The sequence below is a fragment of the Rahnella sp. WP5 genome, assembly GCF_000745615.1.
Classification (GTDB): Bacteria; Pseudomonadota; Gammaproteobacteria; order Enterobacterales; family Enterobacteriaceae; genus Rahnella; species Rahnella aceris.
In genome coordinates this window covers 286534-308953 of record NZ_KN050720.1, presented here as the reverse complement: position 1 = coordinate 308953, position 22420 = coordinate 286534, and the positions used below count along the sequence as shown (strand labels likewise).

At 53.7% G+C, this 22420-nt stretch carries 21 protein-coding genes; 5 read left to right on the top strand and 16 right to left on the bottom strand.

What is annotated here, in order from left to right:
- Position 1: 1 nt before the first annotated feature.
- From artM to EX31_RS18630, 5 genes are all read right to left on the bottom strand, one after another.
- Positions 2–670 (bottom strand): arginine ABC transporter permease ArtM, encoded by a 669-nt coding sequence (gene artM / locus EX31_RS18650; protein ID WP_013574752.1) that lies wholly within the window; start codon positions 668–670, stop codon positions 2–4.
- Complete coding sequence (artQ, locus tag EX31_RS18645; RefSeq protein WP_013574753.1) at positions 670–1386, bottom strand: arginine ABC transporter permease ArtQ; 717 nt, start codon at positions 1384–1386, stop codon at positions 670–672. The genes artM and artQ overlap by 1 nt, the downstream gene beginning before the upstream one ends.
- 12 nt (positions 1387–1398) lie before the next feature.
- Entirely contained in the window at positions 1399–2130 is a 732-nt protein-coding gene (gene artJ, locus EX31_RS18640; protein ID WP_013574754.1) for an arginine ABC transporter substrate-binding protein, read from the bottom strand.
- 47 nt (positions 2131–2177) lie between these two features.
- Positions 2178–2906, bottom strand: a complete 729-nt coding sequence (artP, locus tag EX31_RS18635) for an arginine ABC transporter ATP-binding protein ArtP (protein WP_015689572.1) — start codon at positions 2904–2906, stop codon at positions 2178–2180.
- 210 nt (positions 2907–3116) lie between these two features.
- Positions 3117–3698, bottom strand: coding sequence for a lipoprotein (locus EX31_RS18630; protein WP_013574756.1), 582 nt, complete (start codon positions 3696–3698; stop codon positions 3117–3119).
- A 187-nt stretch (positions 3699–3885) separates the two neighbouring features.
- Between EX31_RS18630 and EX31_RS18625 the strand changes: the two genes are divergently transcribed.
- Positions 3886–4212, top strand: coding sequence for a heavy metal-binding domain-containing protein (locus EX31_RS18625; RefSeq protein ID WP_013574757.1), 327 nt, complete (start codon positions 3886–3888; stop codon positions 4210–4212).
- The gene (locus EX31_RS18620; protein WP_081925224.1) at positions 4209–5057 is read left to right on the top strand and encodes an N-acetylmuramoyl-L-alanine amidase; all 849 of its coding nucleotides are present in this window, start codon (positions 4209–4211) and stop codon (positions 5055–5057) included. Before EX31_RS18625 ends, EX31_RS18620 begins: the two co-directional genes overlap by 4 nt.
- Positions 5058–5079: 22 nt before the next feature.
- Here EX31_RS18620 and EX31_RS18615 read toward each other — a convergent pair whose 3' ends face one another.
- The 7 genes from EX31_RS18615 to EX31_RS18585 all read right to left on the bottom strand — a co-directional run bounded on the left by EX31_RS18615 (position 5080) and on the right by EX31_RS18585 (position 14654).
- Complete coding sequence (locus EX31_RS18615; RefSeq protein WP_013574759.1) at positions 5080–6114, bottom strand: NAD-dependent epimerase/dehydratase family protein; 1035 nt, start codon at positions 6112–6114, stop codon at positions 5080–5082.
- Between the two features lie 156 nt (positions 6115–6270).
- The gene (locus EX31_RS18610) at positions 6271–7725 is read right to left on the bottom strand and encodes a DUF2867 domain-containing protein (protein WP_037036077.1); all 1455 of its coding nucleotides are present in this window, start codon (positions 7723–7725) and stop codon (positions 6271–6273) included.
- Positions 7726–7807: 82 nt separating this feature from the next.
- Positions 7808–8821: a low-specificity L-threonine aldolase gene (ltaE, locus tag EX31_RS18605; protein ID WP_037036076.1), complete on the bottom strand. Its 1014-nt coding sequence runs from the start codon at positions 8819–8821 to the stop codon at positions 7808–7810.
- Positions 8822–8898: 77 nt separating this feature from the next.
- Entirely contained in the window at positions 8899–10620 is a 1722-nt protein-coding gene (poxB, locus tag EX31_RS18600) for a ubiquinone-dependent pyruvate dehydrogenase (RefSeq protein WP_037036074.1), read from the bottom strand.
- 295 nt (positions 10621–10915) lie between these two features.
- Positions 10916–11929 (bottom strand): NADH oxidoreductase, encoded by a 1014-nt coding sequence (gene hcr / locus EX31_RS18595; protein ID WP_037036072.1) that lies wholly within the window; start codon positions 11927–11929, stop codon positions 10916–10918.
- A gap of 6 nt (positions 11930–11935) precedes the next feature.
- Positions 11936–13588, bottom strand: a complete 1653-nt coding sequence (gene hcp, locus EX31_RS18590) for a hydroxylamine reductase (RefSeq protein ID WP_013574764.1) — start codon at positions 13586–13588, stop codon at positions 11936–11938.
- A 166-nt stretch (positions 13589–13754) separates the two neighbouring features.
- On the bottom strand, positions 13755–14654 hold the full coding sequence (locus tag EX31_RS18585) for a LysO family transporter (protein WP_013574765.1): 900 nt from the start codon (positions 14652–14654) through the stop codon (positions 13755–13757).
- Positions 14655–14843: 189 nt separating this feature from the next.
- On the opposite strand from EX31_RS18585, the gene EX31_RS18580 reads away from it, so the two are divergent.
- Complete coding sequence (locus EX31_RS18580) at positions 14844–16577, top strand: ATP-dependent endonuclease (protein ID WP_037036070.1); 1734 nt, start codon at positions 14844–14846, stop codon at positions 16575–16577.
- On the opposite strand, the gene EX31_RS18575 is transcribed toward EX31_RS18580, so the two are convergent.
- Together EX31_RS18575 and cspD are read right to left on the bottom strand one after the other, a co-directional pair.
- Positions 16574–17563 carry a VirK/YbjX family protein gene (locus EX31_RS18575; protein ID WP_037036068.1) on the bottom strand — a complete coding sequence of 330 codons (990 nt, stop codon included), beginning with the start codon at positions 17561–17563 and terminating at the stop codon, positions 16574–16576. The two genes, EX31_RS18580 and EX31_RS18575, sit on opposite strands and share 4 nt — an antisense overlap.
- 292 nt (positions 17564–17855) lie before the next feature.
- The gene (gene cspD / locus EX31_RS18570) at positions 17856–18077 is read right to left on the bottom strand and encodes a cold shock-like protein CspD (protein WP_013574768.1); all 222 of its coding nucleotides are present in this window, start codon (positions 18075–18077) and stop codon (positions 17856–17858) included.
- Positions 18078–18470: 393 nt separating this feature from the next.
- Between cspD and clpS the strand changes: the two genes are divergently transcribed.
- Positions 18471–18791, top strand: coding sequence for an ATP-dependent Clp protease adapter ClpS (clpS, locus tag EX31_RS18565; protein ID WP_013574769.1), 321 nt, complete (start codon positions 18471–18473; stop codon positions 18789–18791).
- 27 nt (positions 18792–18818) lie between these two features.
- On the top strand, positions 18819–21101 hold the full coding sequence (gene clpA, locus EX31_RS18560) for an ATP-dependent Clp protease ATP-binding subunit ClpA (protein ID WP_013574770.1): 2283 nt from the start codon (positions 18819–18821) through the stop codon (positions 21099–21101).
- A 221-nt stretch (positions 21102–21322) separates the two neighbouring features.
- Here clpA and infA read toward each other — a convergent pair whose 3' ends face one another.
- Both infA and aat read right to left on the bottom strand, forming a co-directional pair.
- Entirely contained in the window at positions 21323–21541 is a 219-nt protein-coding gene (gene infA / locus EX31_RS18555) for a translation initiation factor IF-1 (protein ID WP_002211347.1), read from the bottom strand.
- A 93-nt stretch (positions 21542–21634) separates the two neighbouring features.
- Entirely contained in the window at positions 21635–22369 is a 735-nt protein-coding gene (gene aat, locus EX31_RS18550) for a leucyl/phenylalanyl-tRNA--protein transferase (protein ID WP_037036065.1), read from the bottom strand.
- Between the last annotated feature and the right edge of the window lie 51 nt (positions 22370–22420).

Here is a 22420-nt window from a genome sequence, read left to right as displayed (position 1 = left end):
ATCAGTTACGGCGTTCAAATGCCAGTGCACGACGCTCAATCAGGCGCATCATCAGGGTCAGCAACCCGTTCACGCACAGATAAACCACACCGGCCGCACCGAATACCATCACGTCATACGTACGACCGTACATCAGCTGGCTGTGACCCATCACATCCATCAGCGTGATGGTGTAAGCCAGCGAGGTACTTTTAAACACCAGCACCACTTCGTTGGAATACGATGACAGCGCGCGTTTAAAGGCGTACGGCAACAGAATGCGCAAGGTTTGCGGCTTCGACATACCAAGTGCTTCGCACGACTGCCACTGGCCGGACGGAATAGCGCGTACCGCACCGGTAAACAACTGTGTGGTATAGGCCGCACTGTTCAGCGCCAATGCAAACATCGCGCAAAGCCACGGCTGCGACAGGACTTCCCATAACCACGGAATTTCGCGGATCGACGGAAACTGGCCCGGTCCGTAGTAAATCAGGAAGATTTGCACCAGCAACGGTGTGCCGGTAAACAGCGTGATGTAACCTTTAACGATCTGGCTGGCAACCGGCACTTTCAGCGTCAGGATGACGGTGAAAATCATCGCCAGCAACAGTGCAACAATCAGTGCCGCCACGGTCAGCGTCAGGCTGGTGTGCAATCCTTTCAGGACTTCAGGTAAATATTCCCACATCAGGATGCACTCCGTTCAAAGCGTGTGGTACGCAGTTCGATACGTTTAATCACGAACTGGCTGAACAGGGTAACAAGCAGATAGATACACGCCGCAATCACATACCAGGTAAATGGCTCCTGCGTACGGGTCGCAATGCTTTTGGTTTGCAGCATCAGGTCGTTCACGCTGATAAGTGATACCAGTGCGGTATCTTTCAGCAGCACGAGCCACTGATTACTCAGCCCCGGCAACGCATGACGCCACATCTGCGGCATGATCAGGCGGAAGAAAATCGCCGACTTTTTCATGCCCAACACCTGACCGGACTCCCATTGTCCTTGTGGCACGGCTTTCAGTGCGCCGCGCAATGTCTGCGATGCATAAGCCGAATACAGCAGGGAAAGGGCGATCACACCACACACAAACGGGCTGACTTCGAAGTTCTCAATCGGCAACTTGATCGGGATGGCGAACAGGCCGAGGTTGATGCTGAAGCCATCGGCCAGCACCATCAGCAGTTGTGAGGAACCAAAATAGATGAACAGTACCACCAGGATTTCCGGCAGACCGCGCAGCACGGTAACCCACGCGGTGCCCAGCCAGCTAAGCGGCTTCCACGGCGCGGATTCCCAGACTGCGAAAATCATCGCCAGCACCAGGCCGAGGATCAGCGCACAAACGGCAAGACCGACGGTCATCCCGGCGGCGCTTGCTAAAGGTTGGAATTCAGTCATTGATAGGCAAACTTATTGCTGGAACCATTTTGAATACAGCGTCTTGTAAGTGCCGTCTGCTTTCACTTTTGCCAGAGCATCATTCAGTTTAGTCAGCAATTCGGTATTGTTCTGACGAACCGCAACACCCAGGCCGGTACCGAAGTAAGTCGGGTCAGTGATTTTGTCACCCACAGCGGCCAGATTTTTGTTCTGTTTCAGCCATTCATTCACCACGGCGGTGTCACCGAATACGGCATCCAGACGACCGTTTTTCAGGTCCAGTACGGCATTCTGATAGCTGTCGTAAGGTACGGCGGTGATTTCAGGGTGCTTATCCATCAGGTATTTCTGATGAGTCGTGCCGTTTTGCATACCGACACGTTTGCCTTTCAGCGCAGCAACGTCAGTGAACTGACCAGAATGGGCGATGAAAATAGCAGAGTTATCGTAGTACGGGTTGGTGAAAGCCACTTGTTTCTGACGTTCAGGCGTGATGTCCATACCGGAAATCACCGCGTCAAAACGGCGGAATTTCAGGCTCGGGATCAGGCTGTCGAACGCCTGATTGGTGAACGTACAGGTTGCCTGCATCTCTTTACACATGGCGTTCGCCAGATCGACGTCAAAGCCCTGGATCTGATTGCTGGAGTCTACAAACTCAAACGGAGGATAAGACGCTTCCATCGCGAAACGGATGGTATCAGCAGCGCTGGCAGACAAACTGACGGTAGCCAGAACCGCGGCAATTACTAATTTTTTCATCGCAAACTCCGTAGAAACATCAATCAATGTATTGATAGAAATACAGTTTAGTGGGAAAGGTAGCTGGCAAACTCTTTGGTTTGCGGCTGTGCGAAAACGGAGGCATCGCCTTGCTCGACAATGCGGCCATTTTCCATGTACACCACGCGGCTGGCGGTCTTACGCGCAACTTCAACTTCGTGGGTCACGATAACCTGAGTAATGCCGGTGCCGGCCAGTTCGCGAATAATGCTGACGATCTGGGCGGTGATTTCCGGGTCAAGCGCGGCGGTAGGTTCATCAAACAGCAGAACCTGAGGCTCCATCATCAGCGCACGGGCAATCGCCACACGCTGTTGCTGGCCACCGGAAAGATGCAACGGAAAACGATCGGCGTAATCGGTCAGACGCAGACGGGTCAGCAATTTCTGGGCACGCGCGAGCGCAACGTCTTTGGTCAGCCCCAGCACTCGCATAGGCGCTTCCAGTAAGTTGTCGAGCACCGTGCGGTGCGGCCACAGATTGTATTGCTGGAAAACCATGCCGACGTTCTGACGCAATTCGCGAACGGCTTTTTCATCCGGTTTGCGGGTGAAATCGAAGGTATTACCGGCGATCTGCAAAGTGCCTGAACGCGGCATTTCCAGCAGGTTCAGAACACGTAACAGGGAGCTTTTGCCTGCACCACTTGGGCCGAGTAAAACCAGAGTTTCACCGGCAGGGCAGTCGAGCTGAATGTCAAAAAGCGCCTGATGCACGCCGTAGAAGCAGTTGATGCTATTAAGTTGAATACTCATGCGCAAATAGTGAATAGCCATTGATGCCGCAGATGGTAACTTCCGCAGCATAGTTATGCAACGATCGCGGCTTAAAAATTATGTGTTACCGCAGGAATGCCAAAGTGTAGCACATCATATTGTTAAACCGCTGTGACGGGGATGTTGGTCAATGACGATATTCATCACTGACCCACATTATGCAGCCGCTATTTTAGAGAAAGGAATGGCTTACTGGTGTTCTAAAACCTGGCGCAGTGTGCCACTTGAAGCGAAATCGAGGTTTGCCATATAACGCACATCATCAACCGTCCAGCATTGGCCTTCACGCACCATCAGCACTTCATCTTTCCAGCTTGTCGATGCGCCTTTGTCTTTCTCATGTGTGAAGGTGACACGCAGGGGAATGTTGCGGGCGTCGGTGTTCGGTATGGTGGAGGCGCTGTCTACGGAGGCAGACGTCGGTCCATCAAACAGGCTGGAGAAAATGTCACCATCGCCTGAACCAGCACCCGTTTTCTCGTTCGGTGAGGCGGCGATATCGACTTTCGGATGTGACTGCGCTTTCAGCAGCGCATCATACAATGCGGTGCTCAGATAAGGTCGGTATGCCGCCAGTTGGCTGGAATTGGGTAATCCGCTGCCGCCTTGTTTAATGCGAAAATCATAGAATTGCTGAGCAACGCTGTCAGGGCCGCCATCGACACAGGGTGCGGTGCGGCTGCCAATGTCCTTATATGCAGGTTCTACCGTGGTGCAGGCACTTAACATCAGTACCAGCGGGATGGCGGCGACAAGGGTTTTCTTTTTCATTGTATTCCTTACTGAAAGATTGAACATTTTCACCATGACGTTCTTTACCATACAGTATAAAACCGATTTGGCTTAATGCATGACGAAGAGAAATCAGTCAAAGGTAATACCTTGATCTCTCACGCAGGGTTTATGCTATTAATGACATTATTGCCAGGATTTGGACGACAACTGATAAGGAATACGCATGCAAATTTCAACCACTCCGACCCTCGAAGGTTTCACCATCGCTGAATATTGCGGCGTAGTGACGGGCGAAGCGATTTTAGGGGCAAATATTTTTCGTGATTTCTTTGCTGGTGTGCGCGATATCGTTGGTGGGCGTTCCGGCGCTTATGAAAAAGAGCTGCGCAAGGCGCGTGAAATTGCTTTCCGTGAACTGGAAGAACAGGCGAAAGAGCGCGGTGCGAACGCGGTTGTCGGTATTGATATCGATTATGAAACCGTGGGCAAAGACAGCAGCATGCTGATGGTCAGCGTGTCCGGCACCGCAGTGATTGTGCATCGCAAATGATCTGTCAGCGTGTGAAACGGGGTCTGTTCACCGTCGCATTACTCATGATGGCCGGTTGTCAGCACGCCAGCCAGCAGGGCGCGGATGCGCCATTCCGGCTGGAAACGGCGCGACAGGCGCAGGGCGCAGATCAGCGGATCCGTTTTCTGGTGATCCATTACACCGCTGAAGATTTCAACAACGCATTAAATACGCTTACAGATGAGCACGTCAGCGCACATTATCTGATCCCGGCGCAACCGCCACTTGAAGCGGGTAAACCGGTGGCGTGGCAACTGGTGCCTGAAAATATGCGCGCCTGGCATGCCGGTGCCAGCAGCTGGCGCGGGCGTACCAATCTTAACGATACGTCGGTGGGCATCGAACTGGAGAACAAAGGCTACAGCAACTATTTGCTCGGCAAAAAATTCTATCCGTTCCCGCCTGCGCAAATAGATTTACTGGCTAATCTGAGCCAGGAGATTGTCGCGCGTTATCAGATAGAACCGCGCAATGTGGTGGCGCACAGCGATATCGCGCCGCAGCGCAAAGATGACCCCGGTCCGCTGTTCCCCTGGCAGGAAATGGCCGAACGTGGGATTGGCGCGTGGCCGGATGCGGCGCGGGTGAATCAGTATCTGGCGGGACGTAATCCGCAACAGCCTGTCGATCAGGCGCAGTTGCTGGTGTTGCTGAAAGCGTACGGATATTCAGTGGAAGATAATATGACGCCGCGTCAGCAGCGTCGGGTGATTGCGGCATTCCAGATGCATTTCCGCCAGCGTGATTATCGCGGCCATGCGGATGCTGAAACCGAAGCGATCGTCCGGGCGCTGTTACAGCAGTTTCCGGATAAGAACGACTGAAACCAGCGACTGACTTTTACGGTCAGTCGCGTTTCGGGCCGATGCCGTGCAGCCCCTGAAGTTTACCGTGATCACGCAACCAGTCGGCGGTGCGGATAATCCCCTGATCGAGTGAAATCACCGGCACATAACCGAGTTCTTTCTGCGCACGCTGTGTGTCGAGCGTGAGATCGAAATTGAGTTTTGCCACGCTGTAATGCGTCAGCACCGGTTCTTTCTGCGAGCTTTTGCTGATGCGCTCCATGCCCCGCGCCATCATATCCAGCAGCGGATACGGTACCGAACGGATGCGATATTTGATATCCAGATTTTCCATCAGTTGTTTCACCAACGTACACAGCGGACGCGGTTGCTGATTTGTAATATTGAACGCGCGACCTGATTCTGTTGCCTGCGACTGCGTCGCCAGCCACATTGCATGCACGGCATTCTCGACGTAGGTCATGTCCACCAGCGCTTCTCCGCCGCGTGGCAGCATCAGTGTTCCGCCATATTTCAGCATTTGCAGCAAACGCGGCATCATGACGTTGTCGTGCGGGCCGAAAATGCCCTGCGGTCGCAAAATGGTGAAATGCGTTTGTGGATTCGACAATGCCAGCGTGTGGATCACCTGTTCACCGGCGGCTTTGCTGCGTGCAAAGGAGTTGGCGAAACGGTGCGGGCGAAAGTCTTCCTGAATATCACGGTGATGGTGAAAATCGAAGTAGATCGCCGGTGACGAAATATGCACGAAGTTTTCCACACCATATGCCGCGGACCATTCACCCAGACGCCGTGTGGCGCGCACATTCGCCAGCTCGAATTCCTGTTCACTGCCCCACGGCGACATCAGCCCTGAGCAGTGCCAGACGGTATCGATATCTGCCAGCAGGGCTTTGGCCTGAGCAGACACCAGCGTGGTGAGATCGGCGTGAATAAATTCTGCGCCCATTTTCTGCAAAAGCGATCCCATGGCGGCATTCCGTCCCGTCGCCCTGACTTTGATGCCTTTATTTCGCAGAAACTCAACGGCATTTCTTCCAAGACCGCCGCTCGCACCGGTAACCAAAACCTTCATATACAGGCCAATGCCTTCATAAATAGAGAAAAATTGTTGTCAGCGTCGGGGTTCTGGCACCCCTGAGCAATAAGGGTGCCATTCTTTCGTGAAATTGTGCGGGTTGCAATGGGAAAGGGGGAAAGCTGTGTCTGAAAGCAGATTAAATGACCCTCTTTAGCGTCCGCAACGGTCTTTCTGCCGGGCAAGGCTGGCGATGCGTTTTGCCATGCCACGAAAAATAAACTGATGAGCGGGCATCATACTGAACCAGTAAAGCAGGCCGCTGAACCCTGCAGGATGCCACCAGGCACGCACATCCAGGCTGCGGCTTTCACCGTGGTCGGTAATCGTGAACGTTAAACGACCGAGCCCCGGCGCTTTCATGCCGAATAACAGCGCCAGTTCGCGCTGAGGTTTCAGCCCGATCACTTTCCAGCCATCAATTTTATCGCCAGGTTTCAGGAAATCACGATCCGGACGGCCGTATTTCACGCCGCCGCCGAGTAAATCGTCGATCCGTGCCCGCGTTTTCCACAAACCGTTGGCATAGAAATACCCTTCAGCGCCCCCAAGCTGCTGAATGACTTTCCATAATGCGGCTTTTGACGCCGACGTTTCCAACGTGAAACCCGCCTGTTTCGGATAATAACCGTAGCCTGGACACCAGCGCGCACGGGCGTCAGGATCGTATCCCCAGTCCGGTGAATCCATGATCTGTTGCTGTTCTTTTTCCAGCGTACTGCGGATCGCCTCATCAATGGGGATCAGTGTCTGCGGGATCAGCTTTTGCAGTTTCTCACTGTCGGCCGGTAAATCGTGGTTCAGCCCCTGGATCAGCGCTTTTGCCAGTGACGTCGGCACGGAGGTGATCAGGCTGAGAAAATATACCGAAACAAAAGATGTTGGCAGGGGAACGGGGAGCAGCCAGCGGCGTTTACCGCTCATCGCGATAAAGCGTTTAAACAGCGTCTGATAGCTGATGTATTCCGGCCCCGCCGCCTCCAGAATCTGATTTTCTGTGGCAGGCAGTGTCACCAGCCCCTGTAAATAATTAAGCAGATTTTCCAGTGCAATGGGCGATGACTTTGAGCGAACCCAGCGCGGCGGCGTCAGCACCGGCAGGTTATAGACCATGTCACGCATCACTTCGAACGCGGCGGAACCCGCGCCAATCACAATGCCGGTGCGCAGTTCTGTCACCGGGATGGTGCTCATGCGCAGCAAATCGCCGGTCAGTTTTCTCGCCTGCAAATGCGGCGAATGGTTGTCTTCCGGCTGCATCGAGCCGAGATAAACAATGTGCTTAATGGAGGAATCTTTCAGTGCCAGCAGAGTGTGCTGCGCCGCCTGCCGTTCTTTTTCCAGTAAATCATCATCTTCTGCCATGGCGTGAACCAGATACACCAGCACGTCAGCGCCTTCAAAGGCGGCAGCCAACGTTTTACTCTGATAGACATCCGCGAAGCAGCAGCGGACGTTTGGCCATTTTTGCTGTTGCAGCCATTCGATACGGCGTGCGGCGGCCGTGACCTTGAAACCTTGCTGGCTCAGATGCGCCGTCAGATGTTGTCCGATATACCCGCTGGCACCGAGAACGACGATCCGGCCAGTGTGTGTCGTGATTGGCATTTCCATTTGCTCGGTCAGTGTAAGGGAGATAAAGCAGAAAGTACGGCGATACCCGCGCAGGCTATCGCCGTCAACCGGATTGTCAGGCGTGCTGATGCAGGAATTCCTGCCACAGCGCCACGACTTTTTGCAGATCTTCACGACTGATATTGATATGCGTCAGCACGCGTGTGACCGGCCCCGCACTGATGATCACACCGCGCTCCTGCATCCACGGCCCCATTTTGGCTGCCAGTTCCGCGCTTTGTTTAATGTACAGCACATTGGTTTGGGCACCGGGTTCAGCGGTTTCTACGCCGATTTTGCGCAGTTCCTGTGCCAGCCACTGTGCATTGTCGTGGTCATCTTGCAGACGTGAAACGTTATTTTCCAGCGCGTAAATTGCTGCTGCGGCCAGAATACCGGACTGGCGCATACCGCCACCGGTCATTTTGCGCCAGCGGTTAGCACGCTGGATGTACTCTTGGCTGCCGACCAGAAGGGAACCAATCGGTGCGCCCAGACCTTTCGACAGGCAGATGGTCAGCGTGTCGCAATACTGAGTGATCTCACGTAATTCCACGTTCAGTGCCACTGCCGCATTCATGATACGTGCGCCATCAATGTGCAGTGCCAGCCCTTTTTCACGGGTGAAGGTGAACGCCTTTTGCAGATAATCCAGCGGAAGCACTTTGCCACTGTGGGTGTTTTCCAGGCTCAGCAGACGGGTCCGGGCAAAATGGATATCATCGGGCTTGATGGCTGCCGCGATCTTATCCAGCGGGATAGAACCGTCAGCATCCATATCCAGCGGCTGAGGCTGGATACTGCCGAGCACCGCGGCTCCACCTGCTTCATACATATAATTGTGAGCTTTCTGGCCAACAATATATTCTTCGCCACGCTGGCAGTGCGTCAGCAACGCCACCAGATTGGCCTGCGTACCGGTTGGTAAAAACAGCGCCGCGTCTTTGCCACACAACTTTGCCGCCATGTCCTGTAAAGCATTTACCGTTGGGTCATCGCCGTAGACATCATCGCCGACTTCAGCGCTGGCCATGGCCTGACGCATAGCTTCACTGGGGCGGGTTACGGTATCACTGCGTAAATCGATCAACGTGGCTTCCTTCTGGGTGAATGCCCCTTAAGGGGGCAGGTATGATTATTTAATCATGCACTATAGCCCTGTCGGGGTTATCGCAGCCAGTTGGTTTTTGCCAGTTCGACCACTTCGTCGCCCCGGCCGCTGATCACCGCGCGCAGCATGTACAGGCTGAAGCCTTTTGCCTGTTCGAATTTTATCTGCGGTGGCATCGCCAGTTCTTCAGTGGCGGTGATCACATCGATCAACACCGGCCCCTCGTAGGCGAACGCATCCTGCAAGGCGGTGTCGATATCGGAGGATTTTTCAACCCGAATGCCTTTGATGCCTGCAGCTTCAGCGATAGCGGCGAAATCCGGATTTTTCAGCTCGGTGCCATCCGTCAGATAACCGCCGGATTTCATTTCCATTGCCACAAAGCCCAGTACGCTGTTATTGAAAATAATGATTTTCACCGGCAGCTTTTGCTGCGCCAGCGTCAGGAAATCCCCCATCAGCATGGCAAATCCGCCGTCGCCGCACAGCGCCACAACCTGACGTGAGCGGTCAATGGCCTGCGCACCAATCGCCTGCGGCATGGCGTTGGCCATCGAGCCGTGGTTGAACGAGCCGAGCAAACGGCGCTGGCCGTTCATTTGCAGATAACGACACGCCCAGACGGTCGGCGTGCCGACGTCGCAGGTGAAAATCGCATCGGCAGCGGCAAAGCGGCTAATCTGCTGCGCCAGGTATTGCGGATGGATCGGTTGCTTGTCGTTCGGCGTCGCCAGGCCGTCGAGATCTTTGCGCGCTTCCTCGTAATGCTTCAGCGCCTTGTCGAGGAACTTGCGTTCATTTTTTACCTGCAACTGCGGCAGAAGGGCGGTCAGGGTGGATTTGATGTCGCCGACCAGCGCCATATCCACATGGCAATGCGCACCGATGCTGCCCGGATTGATATCAATCTGAATGATTTTGGCATCGGTCGGATAAAACGCGCGATACGGGAATTGCGTGCCGAGCAGGATCAGCGTGTCGGCATTGAGCATGGCATGATAACCGGAAGAGAAGCCGATCAGCCCGGTCATACCGACACTGTACGGGTTATCCCATTCGATATGTTCTTTACCGCGAAGTGCATGCACCACCGGCGCTTTCAGGGTTTCAGCCAGTTTGATCACTTCATCGTGCGCACCCGCGCAGCCGCTGCCACACATCATCGTAATGTTGGTCGCGCCGTTCAGCAGTTCCGCCAGCTTTTCCAGTTCTGTAGGCTGTGGCGTGACTTTTGGCAGCACAGGCGGATACCAGCTGACTTTAGCGTCTTCCGGCGCAGGCTTGAGCGCCACATCACCCGGCAGCACAATCACTGATACGCCACGGTTGAGAATGGCTTTGCGCATGGCGATCGCCAGTACCTGAGGAAGTTGCTCGGGATTGCTGATCAGTTCGCAGTAATGGCTGCATTCACGGAATAATTCGGTCGGATGTGTTTCCTGGAAGTAACCGCTGCCGATTTCACTCGACGGGATATGCGCGGCAATCGCGACAACCGGCACGTGATTGCGATGGCAATCGAACAGGCCGTTGATCAGATGCAGGTTGCCCGGGCCACAAGAACCTGCGCACACCGCCAGTTCGCCGGTGATTTGTGCTTCGGCTCCGGCGGCGAATGCGGCCACTTCCTCATGGCGCGTACCCAGCCATTCGATGGTGCCCATGCGGTTCAGGCTGTCGCTGAGCCCGTTCAGGGAATCGCCGGTGACGCCCCAGATCCTTTTTACGCCTGCTGCCTCGAGAGTTTTCGCCAGGTATGCTGCTACGCTTTGTTTCATAGTCCCTCCGGTGCGCCCGTCATCCTTCGAGCTGCCTCTGCGTTGGCTGCTTTCGCGAACCCGGTCACATACTTATGTATGCTCCCGGCGATTCACTCAGTTGCCGCCTTGATCCAACTCGAATGATTTAGGGCTAATTTTCAAATAAGTGGATTAAGCATAGTCCACTGATTACATCCTTGAATGTTCAGCCTTAAACCATACAAAAATATGCGGAGGAGGGAGGTGAAGAATTGTAAATCTGCCCGCGCAGACTGTAAAAAGTCATGAGCGGGCAGTGAGTTACTGCGGGGGATCAGGCGAGGGTGACGTCGCCCTGGAGCTGACAGCTACAGGCCAGTACATAACCCTGAGCGACCTCTTCGTCGGTCAGCGTCATGCGGCTGGTGGTCTGGTAATCACCGGAAAGTATCCGGGTTTTACAACTGCCGCAGACGCCTGCACGGCAGGCTGCGGTGACCGGCAAACTGTGCTGTTCCATGGCCGCCAGCAATGTCGTTCCCACCGGTACGCGGTAATTCTGTAACGGTGTCAGGCGGGTCAGCGTCAGTTGCTGGTCGGCAGACACTTCAGTTTGCTGTGCCTGAAACTGCTCTTTGACGATATTCTCCGCCGCAGCGCCCAGTTCTTTCACCCATTCTCCGGCCAGTTGCATATAAGGCGCAGGGCCGCAAATCATTACCCGACGTTCACGGATATCTGGCACCTGACTTTGCAGTAAATCCTGGCTCAGGCGACCGGCGATTTGGCCGGGTTTTGCATCCTGTTCCACAAGAAGAGTCAGATTCAGCTGCGGATACGCTGCGGCCAGTTGCTGCCATTCTTCGGCAAAAATGATGTCCTGCGGGCTACGCACGCTGTAAAACACCTGCACGCTTTGCGCCGGATGATGCGCCAGAATATCGCGCGTGATCGACATAACCGGCGTCACGCCACAGCCAGCCGCCAGCAACAACAAAGGCTGTTGCGTATCGCAGGTGAATTCCCCCTGCGCATCGCTCAGCCAGAGATAATCACCGGCTTTCACCTGCTGCGTCAGCCATGGTGAACCTTCGCCGCCCCCGATGCGACGTACCGTCAGCTGAATAAAGCGGCTATTGCCCGGTGTGGAAGACAGTGTATAGGCACGCTGTACGTCACCACTCTGGCCAATATTCACCAGAGCAAACTGGCCGGGACGGTGTGAATACACATCGTGATTAATCAGCGACAGCGTGCGGACATCCGGCGTTTCCTGTGTGACGGAATACACCTGCATGCGGTTCTGGCACAACGCGGTCGGCTGATCGGGAAATAAGGGAAAATTCATTTCAGCTTACTCCGGCAGCATGGTTTTCAGATCCTGCTCAACCGAGGTGATTGCGCGCAGGCCAAATTTTTCATTCAGGATCGCCAGCAGGTTATCGGTGAGGAAGGCCGGTGCCGTCGGGCCGGTGGCGATATTTTTTACGCCAAGCGACAGCAGGGTCAGCAGGATCACGATCGCTTTCTGTTCAAACCACGACAGCACCAGACTCAGCGGTAAATCATTCACACCGCAGCCTAATTTCTCGGCCAGATTCACGGCCAGAATAATGGCGGAATAGGCGTCGTTACACTGGCCGACGTCCAGCAGACGAGGCAGGCCTTCGAGCGTACCGAAATCCAGTTTGTTGAAGCGGTATTTGCCGCAGGCCAGCGTCATGATCAGGCAGTCCTGCGGTACGCTAAGCGCCAGATCGGTGAAGTAGCTGCGTTCTCCGCGACTGCCGTCACACCCGCCGATCAGGAAGATGTGGCGCAGTTTTTTTGCGGCAACCAGATCGATGACGGTGTCTGCTGCGCTGAGTAACGTCTGGCGGCCGAATCCGACGGTAATTTCCTGTTCAATCTCGCTGTAGCGGAAGCCCGGAAGCTGCAATGCCTGCGCAATCACCGGCGCAAAATCTTCGCCTTCCAGATGCTGCACGCCTGGCCAGCCGACAATGCTGCGGGTCCAGATGCGGTCGCCATAATTGCCGACATTCGGGTCAATAATACAGTTTGAGGTCATGACGACAGGGCCGGGGAATTTGGCGAACTCCACCTGCTGATTTTGCCAGCCGCTGCCATAGTTACCGGCCAGATGCGGGAATTTTTTCAGTTCGGGATAACCGTGCGCCGGCAGCATTTCGCCGTGGGTGTAAATATTGATGCCGGTGCCGACGGTTTGCTCGAGCAGCATCTGCAAATCTTTCAGGTCGTGACCGGAAATCAGAATCGCTTTACCTGCCAGCGGACGGACATTGACCGCCGTCGGTTGCGGATGTCCGTAAGCATCGGTTTCGCCTTTGTCCAGAATGGCCATCACGCCAAAGTTCATTTTGCCGATTGCCATCGCGTTCGCGAGCAGCTCGCCCATGTCGGACGGTTGCGTGCCCAGCCACGCCATCAGGCGATGATATTCGGCGTAAATGGCGCTATCAGACTGGCCCAGAACATGCGCGTGCTCCATATACGCCGCTGCACCTTTCAGGCCATACAGGCACAGCATACGCAGGCCGTGAATGTCATCACCGATCTGCGCTTTGTCACCGTTGAGGGCAAATTGCTGTGCCTGCTGTTGCAGCTCGCTGAGATTATCGCTCACCAGTTCCAGTGCGGCCAGCGGATGGTTAATGGTGATTTCCGCATCCATCAGACGGCAGCGGGTAGCCAGCGATTCGCGATAAAGAACGGCTTCACGGGCATAGCCGACGATACGCTCAGAATCGAAGTTTACGTTGGTCAGCGTGGAGAAAAAGGCGCGAGGCGCGAAGCTGTCGATCTCTTCATCAATGATGCCATAGCCGCGTGCGGTCAGTGCCCAGGCAGATAAACCTTCTAACACCGCAACCAGTAAGTCTTGTAAATCAGAAGTTTCGGCCGTTTTGCCACACATACCTTGCGCATACGCGCAACCATTGCCCGCCGGGGTACGGACTGTTTGTTCACATTGCACACAAAACATAATGAGGTCCTTTTAAAGTTGCATTTGAAATGCTTGTTTTGATGCAAGCCTAGAGCTGGCTGAGACAGAAATGAAGGGATTTTTAAGACAAAGTGACGCGGAGTTGATTTATCGCAAGTTTTGCAGGGCGGTTCCCGCTGCGGGATGGCAGCGGGACGGGCAGGGGTCAGGCAGAGAAAAAGGCCATTAAGACCGGGGCAATCAGGCTGAGGATAAAGCCGTGCACCACGGCCGGAGGCACCATATCCAGTCCTCCGCTGCGCTGTAACACCGGCAGGGTAAAGTCCATGGATGTCGCGCCGCACAGGCCGAGTGCCGTCGAACGGCTGCTGCGCACCAGTGTCGGGATCAGCATGATGGCGCAAAGTTCGCGGGCAAGATCGTTAAAGAAGGCCGCGCTGCCAATCACCGGTCCGAAAGAATCTGTCAGAACGATGCCTGAAAGTGAATACCAGCCATAACCGGAGGCGATGGCCAGCCCGGTTTTCAGCGGTAAACCCAGCAGCAGTGCGGCAAGTGCACCGCCAATCAGGGCGCTGAGAGCCACCACGATTGCTACCATCATGCCGCGACGGTTCAGGATAATCTGGCGCAGGGTCATGCTGCTGTTGCGCAGTTGCAGACCGACCAGCGCCAGCAGGAATAACAACGCGATTTCGCTGGCCTGCGACGCGAAGGTAAGCCAGTGCCATTGTGTCAGACCCAGCGCAAAACCCCCGACCACCACGCCGCACAGTTTCAGTGATTCCAGTGCCATGTGAATGCGGGATGGCAATTTTTCCTGTTTATACTGCGTTTTCCAGGGCTTGCGGCGTTCCAGCAACCACAGCGCGGCGTAGTTCATCACGAAGATGCACAGGAAACAGACGGCGGCATATTTGAAAATCAGCAGCAAATTGGTGCTGAGATTGTCCAGGAAAGCCAGACTGATGCCCATAATGAACAGGATGACGTACACCATCCAGCTCAGTAACTGGTTAACAAGATGCAACAGGGCACGGTTTTTGAGCGGAATAAGGTAGCCGGCAATCAGCGGCAAAAGAATAATTAACAGCCCGGAGTACATGATGCAAAAGTCCCTGAAAAGTAAGATCCCATGAGTGGCGCGCAGCACATAAAATGCCGCCCGCCACGCTAACGAAAAGTTATCTGACTGTAAAGCAGCTTCGGCACGCAGAGATATCTCTGCGAGCTTGACCTGAACCGATTTTTAACGCCATGCTCAGGAAAGTTTTGAGCACACAGGAGGCGTCTGATGTATCTGGAACGTGTTGATATTGTCGGTTTTCGCGGGATTAACCGCCTGTCTTTGACGCTCACGCAGCCCGCGCAACGTGGCGCATCGATTACCGGTTCTGCCCATCAGGGGCAGGCCGAATCCTTTCTGACCAACACCGTGTTAATCGGCGAGAACGCCTGGGGGAAATCCAGCCTGCTCGATGCGTTAACTCTGCTGCTTTCCCCCGAATCTAAACTGTACTGCTTTAAAGAGGAGGATTTCTATTTCCCGGCAGGTGAAGAGGAGGCCAAATCACAGTACCTGCACGTGGTGTTTACATTTTGCGAGAACCAGGCCGGTCATCATATGTCGCCGCGCTTTAATCCGCTCTCACCGCTTTGGGTGAAATGTGCCGATAAACTGAACCGTATCTATTATCGTCTTGAAGGAGAGCTGGACGACGATGGCAGCGTGATGACGCTGCGCAGTTTTCTGTCGTCCAACGGCCAGCCTTTAAATCTGACGACGATTGATCCGCTTGCGCAGGCGTTGATCCGCCTGAACCCGGTATTACGCTTACGCGATGCGCGCTTTATTCGCCGTCTGCGCAGCGAAACACTGGCGCCGCGGCTGGCAGTCAATAATGAAGAGCTGGCAAAACAGCTTGATGAACTGACGCGCGAATTGGTTCACAGCCCGCAGACGCTGAAAAACAGTGAACTGCGCAGTGGCCTGTCGGCGATGCGACAGTTGCTGGAACACTATTTTGCCGAGCAGGGGACATCCAGCAGTGCACCCTGGCAGCAAAAGCGTCATGGCCGGGCGGAGAGCCGCCGCGCATGGCGTTCGCTGGATAACATCAATCGCATGATTGCCGAACCCAACAGCCGCAGTATGCGGGTGATGCTGCTCGGCATGTTCTCGACATTGTTACAGGCGAAAGGCTCGGTGGTGCTGCATCCGGATGCCCGGCCACTGTTACTCATTGAAGACCCCGAAACCCGTTTGCATCCGATCATGTTATCGGTGGCCTGGGGATTACTGGATCAGTTGCCGTTGCAGCGCATCACCACCACCAACTCCGGCGATTTGTTGTCGCTGGTGCCCGTTGAGCAAATATGCAGACTGGTGCGTGAGTCCGGCCGCGTCGCGGCTTACGCCATCGGTCCTGAAGGGCTGAGTATGGAAGACAGCCGCCGCATCGCTTTCCATATCCGTTTTAACCGTCCCTCGTCTTTATTCGCCCGCTGCTGGCTGCTGGTGGAAGGCGAGACCGAAGTCTGGTTGCTGAACCAGCTGGCGCGTCAGTGTGGTTATCATTTTGAATCGGAAGGGATAAAGGTTATTGAGTTTGCACAATGTGGCCTGAAGCCTCTGCTGCGTTTTGCGCGGCAAATGGGCATCGAATGGCATGCGCTGGTCGACGGTGACGAAGCCGGTCGCAAATATGCTGCGACAGTGATTGCGAACGTGGAAAACCACAATGATACGCTGCGATATCGCCTGACGGCGTTGCCGTCGCAGGATATCGAACACTTTTTGTATCGCGAGGGTTTTGAAGACGTTTACCGCAAGAATGCGGCGATACCGGACAATGTGCCGATGTCGCCGAGAAGAATTATCGATAAAGCCATTCACCGCAGTTCGAAGCCAGATCTGGCGATTGATGTGGCACTTGCGGCCTCGCTCCGGGGAACCTCGTCTATTCCTGCGCTGCTGCGGCAAATGTTTTCCCGCGTGGCATGGCTGGCACGCGGCAGGGCGGATTAAGCGGCGTGGCTGTTTTCGGTTATCACGGGGTTGCCATGTCCGCTGGAAAAAGTGTGACGGATCTGCGTTTCCAGATCGTCTAACAGCTGGTAACGGCGACGGTATTCCGAGCGTCGTTTACTGGCGATTTCTTCCAGCGGGCGATGGGCAATCTGTGAGGGTAAGTGGAAATAACCGTCATCGCCCGGTTTAGCATCCAGCGTTTCCCAAAAACTGTCGTAATCGGCAAACACCATGCCTTTGCGTTTTTTGTAGCGCGGGTTTTCATAAATATGGGTGTGATTTCCCACCGCCACGATTTGCTGCATGCCGGTGACGTCCGCGAGTGTGGTCAGCGCTTCAATCACCAGACGTTTAGGGAATAAACCGTGGCAGGCTTTGGTCGCTGTTTGTATTTCCAGATGATCCACGTGCGCGCGTGGCCCCTGTAACGCGCCGATAAACAGCGTAGGACGCCCCTGATATTCAATAAACGAAAACGTCACGATCGCAATCGGTTCACCCTGCGGAGTATTAAATGTCAGGGTGGCTTCGCCTTCTTTATCGAGACGGCTGATGGCATTAAAGGCGACAAAAAAATGTTGCCCCTCTTTGCCTGTCAGCGTGGCGATCGCCATCGGCTTTTTATTCAGATAACCGTGATTAATAGCGTCGGGCAGGCAATGACCAATCATATCGTAGTGATCAGTGATGCGTTTCATCGCCTGTTGCGGCGTGATATTTGCCGACTGATACGCCCGGTGCAGCTTACAAGGCAGGCTGGGCATGGCGGTCAGGATTTCGTCGCGCTGCGGATGCTGTGCCAGATAATCAAGCATCCCAAACGTTCTGCGCGGGTGCGCCAGCGTGCGGAAAAGGAATTTGAGGCGATAGCGTGGTAATTCCCATGATGGCCCCGGCGTTATCTGACGGGTGAGCAATGCCTTCATTAACTGAAGGCCGGTAAGTGGCGCCTTTTCTACAGAAGGGTAGCTGAAAGTAGTCATGGAAATACCTGTTGTCGTGAGCCGGAGTTTTGTGGTGGCTATTTCATCAGGCCAAGAATAAACAGGGATACAACGGTGGGAATTATGGAGAAATTGCATGTAATTTGTTGAGATGATGTTTAGATTTACATCCTCATATGACGTGTCTTAGCAATTTGTGTCTAAAAAATGTACTTTTTTTCACGCTCAGGACTTGAAGCCGGAAGCATTCTCCCCCATAAATAAAAATGCCAGTCAGTAAGTGACCGGCATTTGCAGTTGAAGCGTTATCTGATGCGTGATGCTGAACCGGTCAGGCGACCACTTCACTTTCCACTGGAATAATGAGACTGGCATGATTCCCCTTTGGGCCTTCATGAACGTCGAAATTGACCTGCTGGCCGGCTTTCAGAGTCCGGTAACCCTCCATCTGGATTGTGGAGTAGTGAGCGAAGATGTCTTCACCGCCATTTTGCGGGCAAATGAAGCCAAAGCCTTTAGCATTATTGAACCATTTAACAGTACCCGTCTGCATGCTTCTACATCCCTCTCATGACTAGTCTGGTAGTAAATAGATAAAGCCAGTTGAGTGAGCCCGAAGGCCGGAACACGGCGGATAAGCGTCTGTTCAGGCCGGTTTAAACTCCGTTCAGCTCACGAATTTACACTCTAGTGGAATAGAGTTAGACGTCAAGGAAACGGCATTTGTCGCGGGGGAGCAGATAACCAAAGTTTGAAGCAGGTAACGCTATTGACATATTTTGTTAAGTTTTGCCCGGCGTTGTCTGATGTACGTAGACATTTTGTGCAGCGGCAAGGTGAGGCCAGAGATGGTAAAATACGGTAATAACAGCGCGAGGCTCTGCAGAAAGTCTTCCCGTTTGTGTATTTGGCTTCCAATACGATCTTCACAGGTGATGAACAGGCAATGGGTAATAATCAAGACTGGCTAAATTTTGAACATTTGGCGGCGGATAAGCAAAAGGATGAGGTAAAACCGCCATCTATGTATAAAGTTATATTAAACAACGACGATTACACTCCAATGGAATTTGTGATTGACGTTCTGCAAAAGTTCTTTTCTTATGATATTGAACGTGCAACGCAACTGATGCTCCAGGTGCACTACAGAGGTAAAGCGATATGCGGCGTTTATACTGCCGAAGTCGCGGAAACCAAGGTCGCACACGTAAATGAGTACGCCAAGGAGAATGAGCATCCGTTGCTGTGTACGCTGGAAAAAGCCTGATTAAGGCAATCTATTTGGGAGGTGCCTATGCTCAATCAAGAACTTGAACTCAGTCTCAACATGGCTTTCGCAAGAGCCCGTGAGCACCGGCATGAGTTTATGACCGTGGAGCACCTGTTGCTGGCGTTGCTCAGCAACCCTGCTGCCCGTGAAGCGCTCGAAGCTTGTACAGTTGATTTAGTGGCCCTGCGCCAGGAACTGGAAGCCTTCATCGAGCAAACCACACCCACCTTACCTGCCAGTGAAGAGGAACGTGACACCCAGCCTACGCTGAGTTTCCAGCGCGTTCTGCAACGTGCGGTATTCCACGTGCAATCTTCTGGCCGCAGTGAAGTGTCCGGCGCCAACGTTCTGGTCGCGATTTTCAGCGAACAGGAATCTCAGGCTGCCTACTTACTGCGTAAACATGATGTCAGCCGCCTTGATGTGGTGAACTTTATCTCGCACGGCACCCGTAAAGATGAATCGGGTAGCCAGGCGCAAAACAATGCGGAAAACCCAGTTAACGAAGAACAGTCGGCGGGGGAAGATCGTATGGAGAACTTCACCACTAATCTTAACCAGTTAGCGCGCGTAGGTGGTATCGATCCGCTGATTGGCCGTGACAAAGAACTGGAGCGCGCCATTCAGGTGCTCTGCCGTCGCCGTAAAAACAACCCGCTGTTGGTGGGCGAATCCGGCGTAGGTAAAACGGCCATTGCCGAAGGGCTGGCATGGCGAATCGAGCAGGGCGATGTGCCGGAAGTAATGGCGGATTGCACCCTGTATTCTCTGGATATTGGTTCGTTGCTGGCGGGTACCAAATACCGCGGTGATTTCGAGAAACGTTTCAAATCTCTGCTGAAACAGCTGGAGCAGGATAAAAACAGCATTCTGTTTATTGATGAAATCCACACGATTATCGGTGCCGGTGCGGCGTCAGGTGGTCAGGTGGATGCGGCAAACCTCATCAAACCGTTGCTGTCGAGCGGTAAAATCCGCGTGATCGGTTCGACGACCTATCAGGAATTCAGCAATATCTTTGAGAAAGATCGCGCTCTGGCACGGCGTTTCCAGAAAATTGATATTACTGAGCCAAGCGTTGAAGAAACCGTCCAGATTATTAACGGCCTGAAAACCAAATACGAAGCGCATCACGATGTGCGCTACACCGCAAAAGCGGTGCGTGCGGCGGTCGAGCTGTCGGTCAAATACATTAATGACCGTCATCTGCCGGACAAAGCCATCGACGTGATTGACGAAGCGGGCGCACGTAGCCGGTTAATGCCGGTCAGCAAACGCAAGAAAACCGTGAATGTCAGCGATATCGAAAGTGTCGTAGCGCGTATTGCCCGCATTCCGGAAAAAACTGTGTCTGCGACAGACCGTGATGTCCTGAAAAGTCTGGGCGACCGCCTGAAAATGCTGGTCTTCGGACAAGATCCAGCTATTGAAGCACTGACCGAAGCGATCAAGATGAGCCGCGCCGGTCTGGGTCAGGATCACAAGCCTGTCGGTTCGTTCCTGTTCGCCGGTCCAACCGGGGTGGGGAAAACCGAAGTGACGGTTCAGTTGGCGAAAGCGATGGATATCGAACTGCTGCGTTTTGATATGTCGGAATACATGGAACGTCATACGGTCAGCCGTCTGATCGGTGCGCCTCCGGGATATGTCGGTTTTGATCAGGGCGGTTTGCTGACGGATGCGGTGATTAAACATCCGCACGCCGTCGTGCTGCTTGATGAAATAGAGAAGGCGCATCCGGATGTCTTCAACCTGCTGCTGCAGGTAATGGACAACGGTACGCTGACCGATAACAACGGTCGCAAAGCAGATTTCCGTAACGTGATTTTGGTGATGACCACTAACGCCGGTGTGCGTGAAACGGAACGTAAATCGATTGGTCTGGTGCATCAGGATAACAGCCCGGATGCGATGGAAGAGATCAAACGGACCTTTACGCCGGAATTCCGTAACCGTCTGGACAACGTTATCTGGTTCAACCATTTGTCTACGGAAGTTATCCAGCAGGTTGTCGACAAGTTTATCGTCGAACTGCAGGCGCAACTGGATGCGAAAGGCGTTTCTCTGGAAGTCAGCGACGAGGCTCGCGACTGGCTGACAGTGAAAGGCTATGACCGTGCGATGGGTGCGCGTCCGATGACCCGTACCGTTCAGGAAAACCTGAAAAAACCACTCGCTAACGAGCTGCTGTTTGGTTCACTGGTGGATGGCGGTTCCGTCTCTGTGGCACTGGATAAGGCGGCTGACAAGCTCACTTATCACTTTATGAGTGCGCAGAAGAAAAAACCGGAAGGTGCGGTGCATTAATTTTTCATAAAGCATGAAAAAACAAAAGGCGATGTGAAAACATCGCCTTTTTTCTTTCTGAAATTCTTTATTTAATTGCAGTAATTAGTGAGGGATTTCAGAAAGGATAATGGAACAAAACGCCGGATTGCGGATACCACAAAACGCCCTTGCAACTGCAGGAAGGGCGAAAAGGGTATCCTCAGGTATCGCCGGAAAATCAGCGATGAGTGAGCCGCTTATTAACGGCTACGGAAGACAATGCGGCCTTTGCTCAGGTCGTACGGGGTCAGCTCTACAGTGACTTTGTCGCCCGTCAGGATGCGGATGTAGTTCTTACGCATTTTACCGGAGATGTGAGCGGTAACTACGTGTCCGTTTTCTAATTCTACACGGAACATAGTGTTTGGCAGCGTATCCAGTACGGTGCCTTGCATTTCAATGTTGTCTTCTTTGGCCATCGAATCCTCTAGGTCTAACTACCATAGTTTTTAACCGGCAAGATAATGCCGAAAAACCCACATTATGTAAAGAAGTATGGTCCATGACCGCACCTATTCCCTATCCTTCGGGAACACCGGCAGGTCTTCATCATGTGGGGATAAGTCTTGTGGCAACCAGCAATCCGGTGCTAACGCGCGTTGCGAAAGTGCGGATAACTGCTGCAAAAATTGGCGGCGGGGGATCTCTCTCGCACCCAGCGACGCAGTGTGAGGGTTGAGCACCTGACAGTCAATCAGTTCTCCTCCATTGCGGGAAAAATGTTGGCAAAAAAGCATAAGCGCGCACTTAGAGGCATTCTCCCGCCGGCTGAACATCGACTCACCGCAAAATAATCCGCCGACAGAAACGCCGTACAAACCGCCAACCAGTTCATCACCTTCCCAGACTTCAACCGAGTGCGCGCGTCCGGCTTCATGCAATTCCTGATAACCACGCTGCACCAGCGGCCCGATCCAGGTGCCATCTTCACGCTGCATGGCGCACGCATGGATCACCTGCTCAAATTGCTGGTTGAGGGTGAAACGAAACGGCATCTTGCGCATAAAACGTTTCAGACTGCGGCTGGCGTGGCGTTCTCCCGGGACCAAAATTGCGCGGGGGTCAGGTGACCACCAGAGGATCATTTCCCCCGGCTCGAACCAGGGGAAAATGCCATGCTGGTACGCGGAAAGCAGGCGGGGAGCGGTAAGATCGCCCCCGATAGCCAGCAGGCCATTCGGCTCCTGCAATGCAGTTTCAGGTGCCGGGAAATTCAATGAATTGGCCTCAAGCTTAACTAACCGCATAGATCTCCTTATCCGGCGGACACGTCCGCCGTAAAACCACAAACAACCCCG

Excerpts from the sequence above, each read along its gene's own strand:
- artM (WP_013574752.1), bottom strand. The coding sequence starts at position 670 with ATGTGGGAATATTTACCTGAAGTCCTGAAAGGATTGCACACCAGCCTG.
- artQ (WP_013574753.1), bottom strand. The coding sequence starts at position 1,386 with ATGACTGAATTCCAACCTTTAGCAAGCGCCGCCGGGATGACCGTCGGT.
- artJ (WP_013574754.1), bottom strand. The coding sequence starts at position 2,130 with ATGAAAAAATTAGTAATTGCCGCGGTTCTGGCTACCGTCAGTTTGTCT.
- artP (WP_015689572.1), bottom strand. The coding sequence starts at position 2,906 with ATGAGTATTCAACTTAATAGCATCAACTGCTTCTACGGCGTGCATCAG.
- EX31_RS18630 (WP_013574756.1), bottom strand. The coding sequence starts at position 3,698 with ATGAAAAAGAAAACCCTTGTCGCCGCCATCCCGCTGGTACTGATGTTA.
- EX31_RS18625 (WP_013574757.1), top strand. The coding sequence starts at position 3,886 with ATGCAAATTTCAACCACTCCGACCCTCGAAGGTTTCACCATCGCTGAA.
- EX31_RS18620 (WP_081925224.1), top strand. The coding sequence starts at position 4,209 with ATGATCTGTCAGCGTGTGAAACGGGGTCTGTTCACCGTCGCATTACTC.
- EX31_RS18615 (WP_013574759.1), bottom strand. The coding sequence starts at position 6,114 with ATGAAGGTTTTGGTTACCGGTGCGAGCGGCGGTCTTGGAAGAAATGCC.
- EX31_RS18610 (WP_037036077.1), bottom strand. The coding sequence starts at position 7,725 with ATGCCAATCACGACACACACTGGCCGGATCGTCGTTCTCGGTGCCAGC.
- poxB (WP_037036074.1), bottom strand. The coding sequence starts at position 10,620 with ATGAAACAAAGCGTAGCAGCATACCTGGCGAAAACTCTCGAGGCAGCA.
- hcr (WP_037036072.1), bottom strand. The coding sequence starts at position 11,929 with ATGAATTTTCCCTTATTTCCCGATCAGCCGACCGCGTTGTGCCAGAAC.
- hcp (WP_013574764.1), bottom strand. The coding sequence starts at position 13,588 with ATGTTTTGTGTGCAATGTGAACAAACAGTCCGTACCCCGGCGGGCAAT.
- EX31_RS18585 (WP_013574765.1), bottom strand. The coding sequence starts at position 14,654 with ATGTACTCCGGGCTGTTAATTATTCTTTTGCCGCTGATTGCCGGCTAC.
- EX31_RS18580 (WP_037036070.1), top strand. The coding sequence starts at position 14,844 with ATGTATCTGGAACGTGTTGATATTGTCGGTTTTCGCGGGATTAACCGC.
- EX31_RS18575 (WP_037036068.1), bottom strand. The coding sequence starts at position 17,563 with ATGACTACTTTCAGCTACCCTTCTGTAGAAAAGGCGCCACTTACCGGC.
- cspD (WP_013574768.1), bottom strand. The coding sequence starts at position 18,077 with ATGCAGACGGGTACTGTTAAATGGTTCAATAATGCTAAAGGCTTTGGC.
- clpS (WP_013574769.1), top strand. The coding sequence starts at position 18,471 with ATGGGTAATAATCAAGACTGGCTAAATTTTGAACATTTGGCGGCGGAT.
- clpA (WP_013574770.1), top strand. The coding sequence starts at position 18,819 with ATGCTCAATCAAGAACTTGAACTCAGTCTCAACATGGCTTTCGCAAGA.
- infA (WP_002211347.1), bottom strand. The coding sequence starts at position 21,541 with ATGGCCAAAGAAGACAACATTGAAATGCAAGGCACCGTACTGGATACG.
- aat (WP_037036065.1), bottom strand. The coding sequence starts at position 22,369 with ATGCGGTTAGTTAAGCTTGAGGCCAATTCATTGAATTTCCCGGCACCT.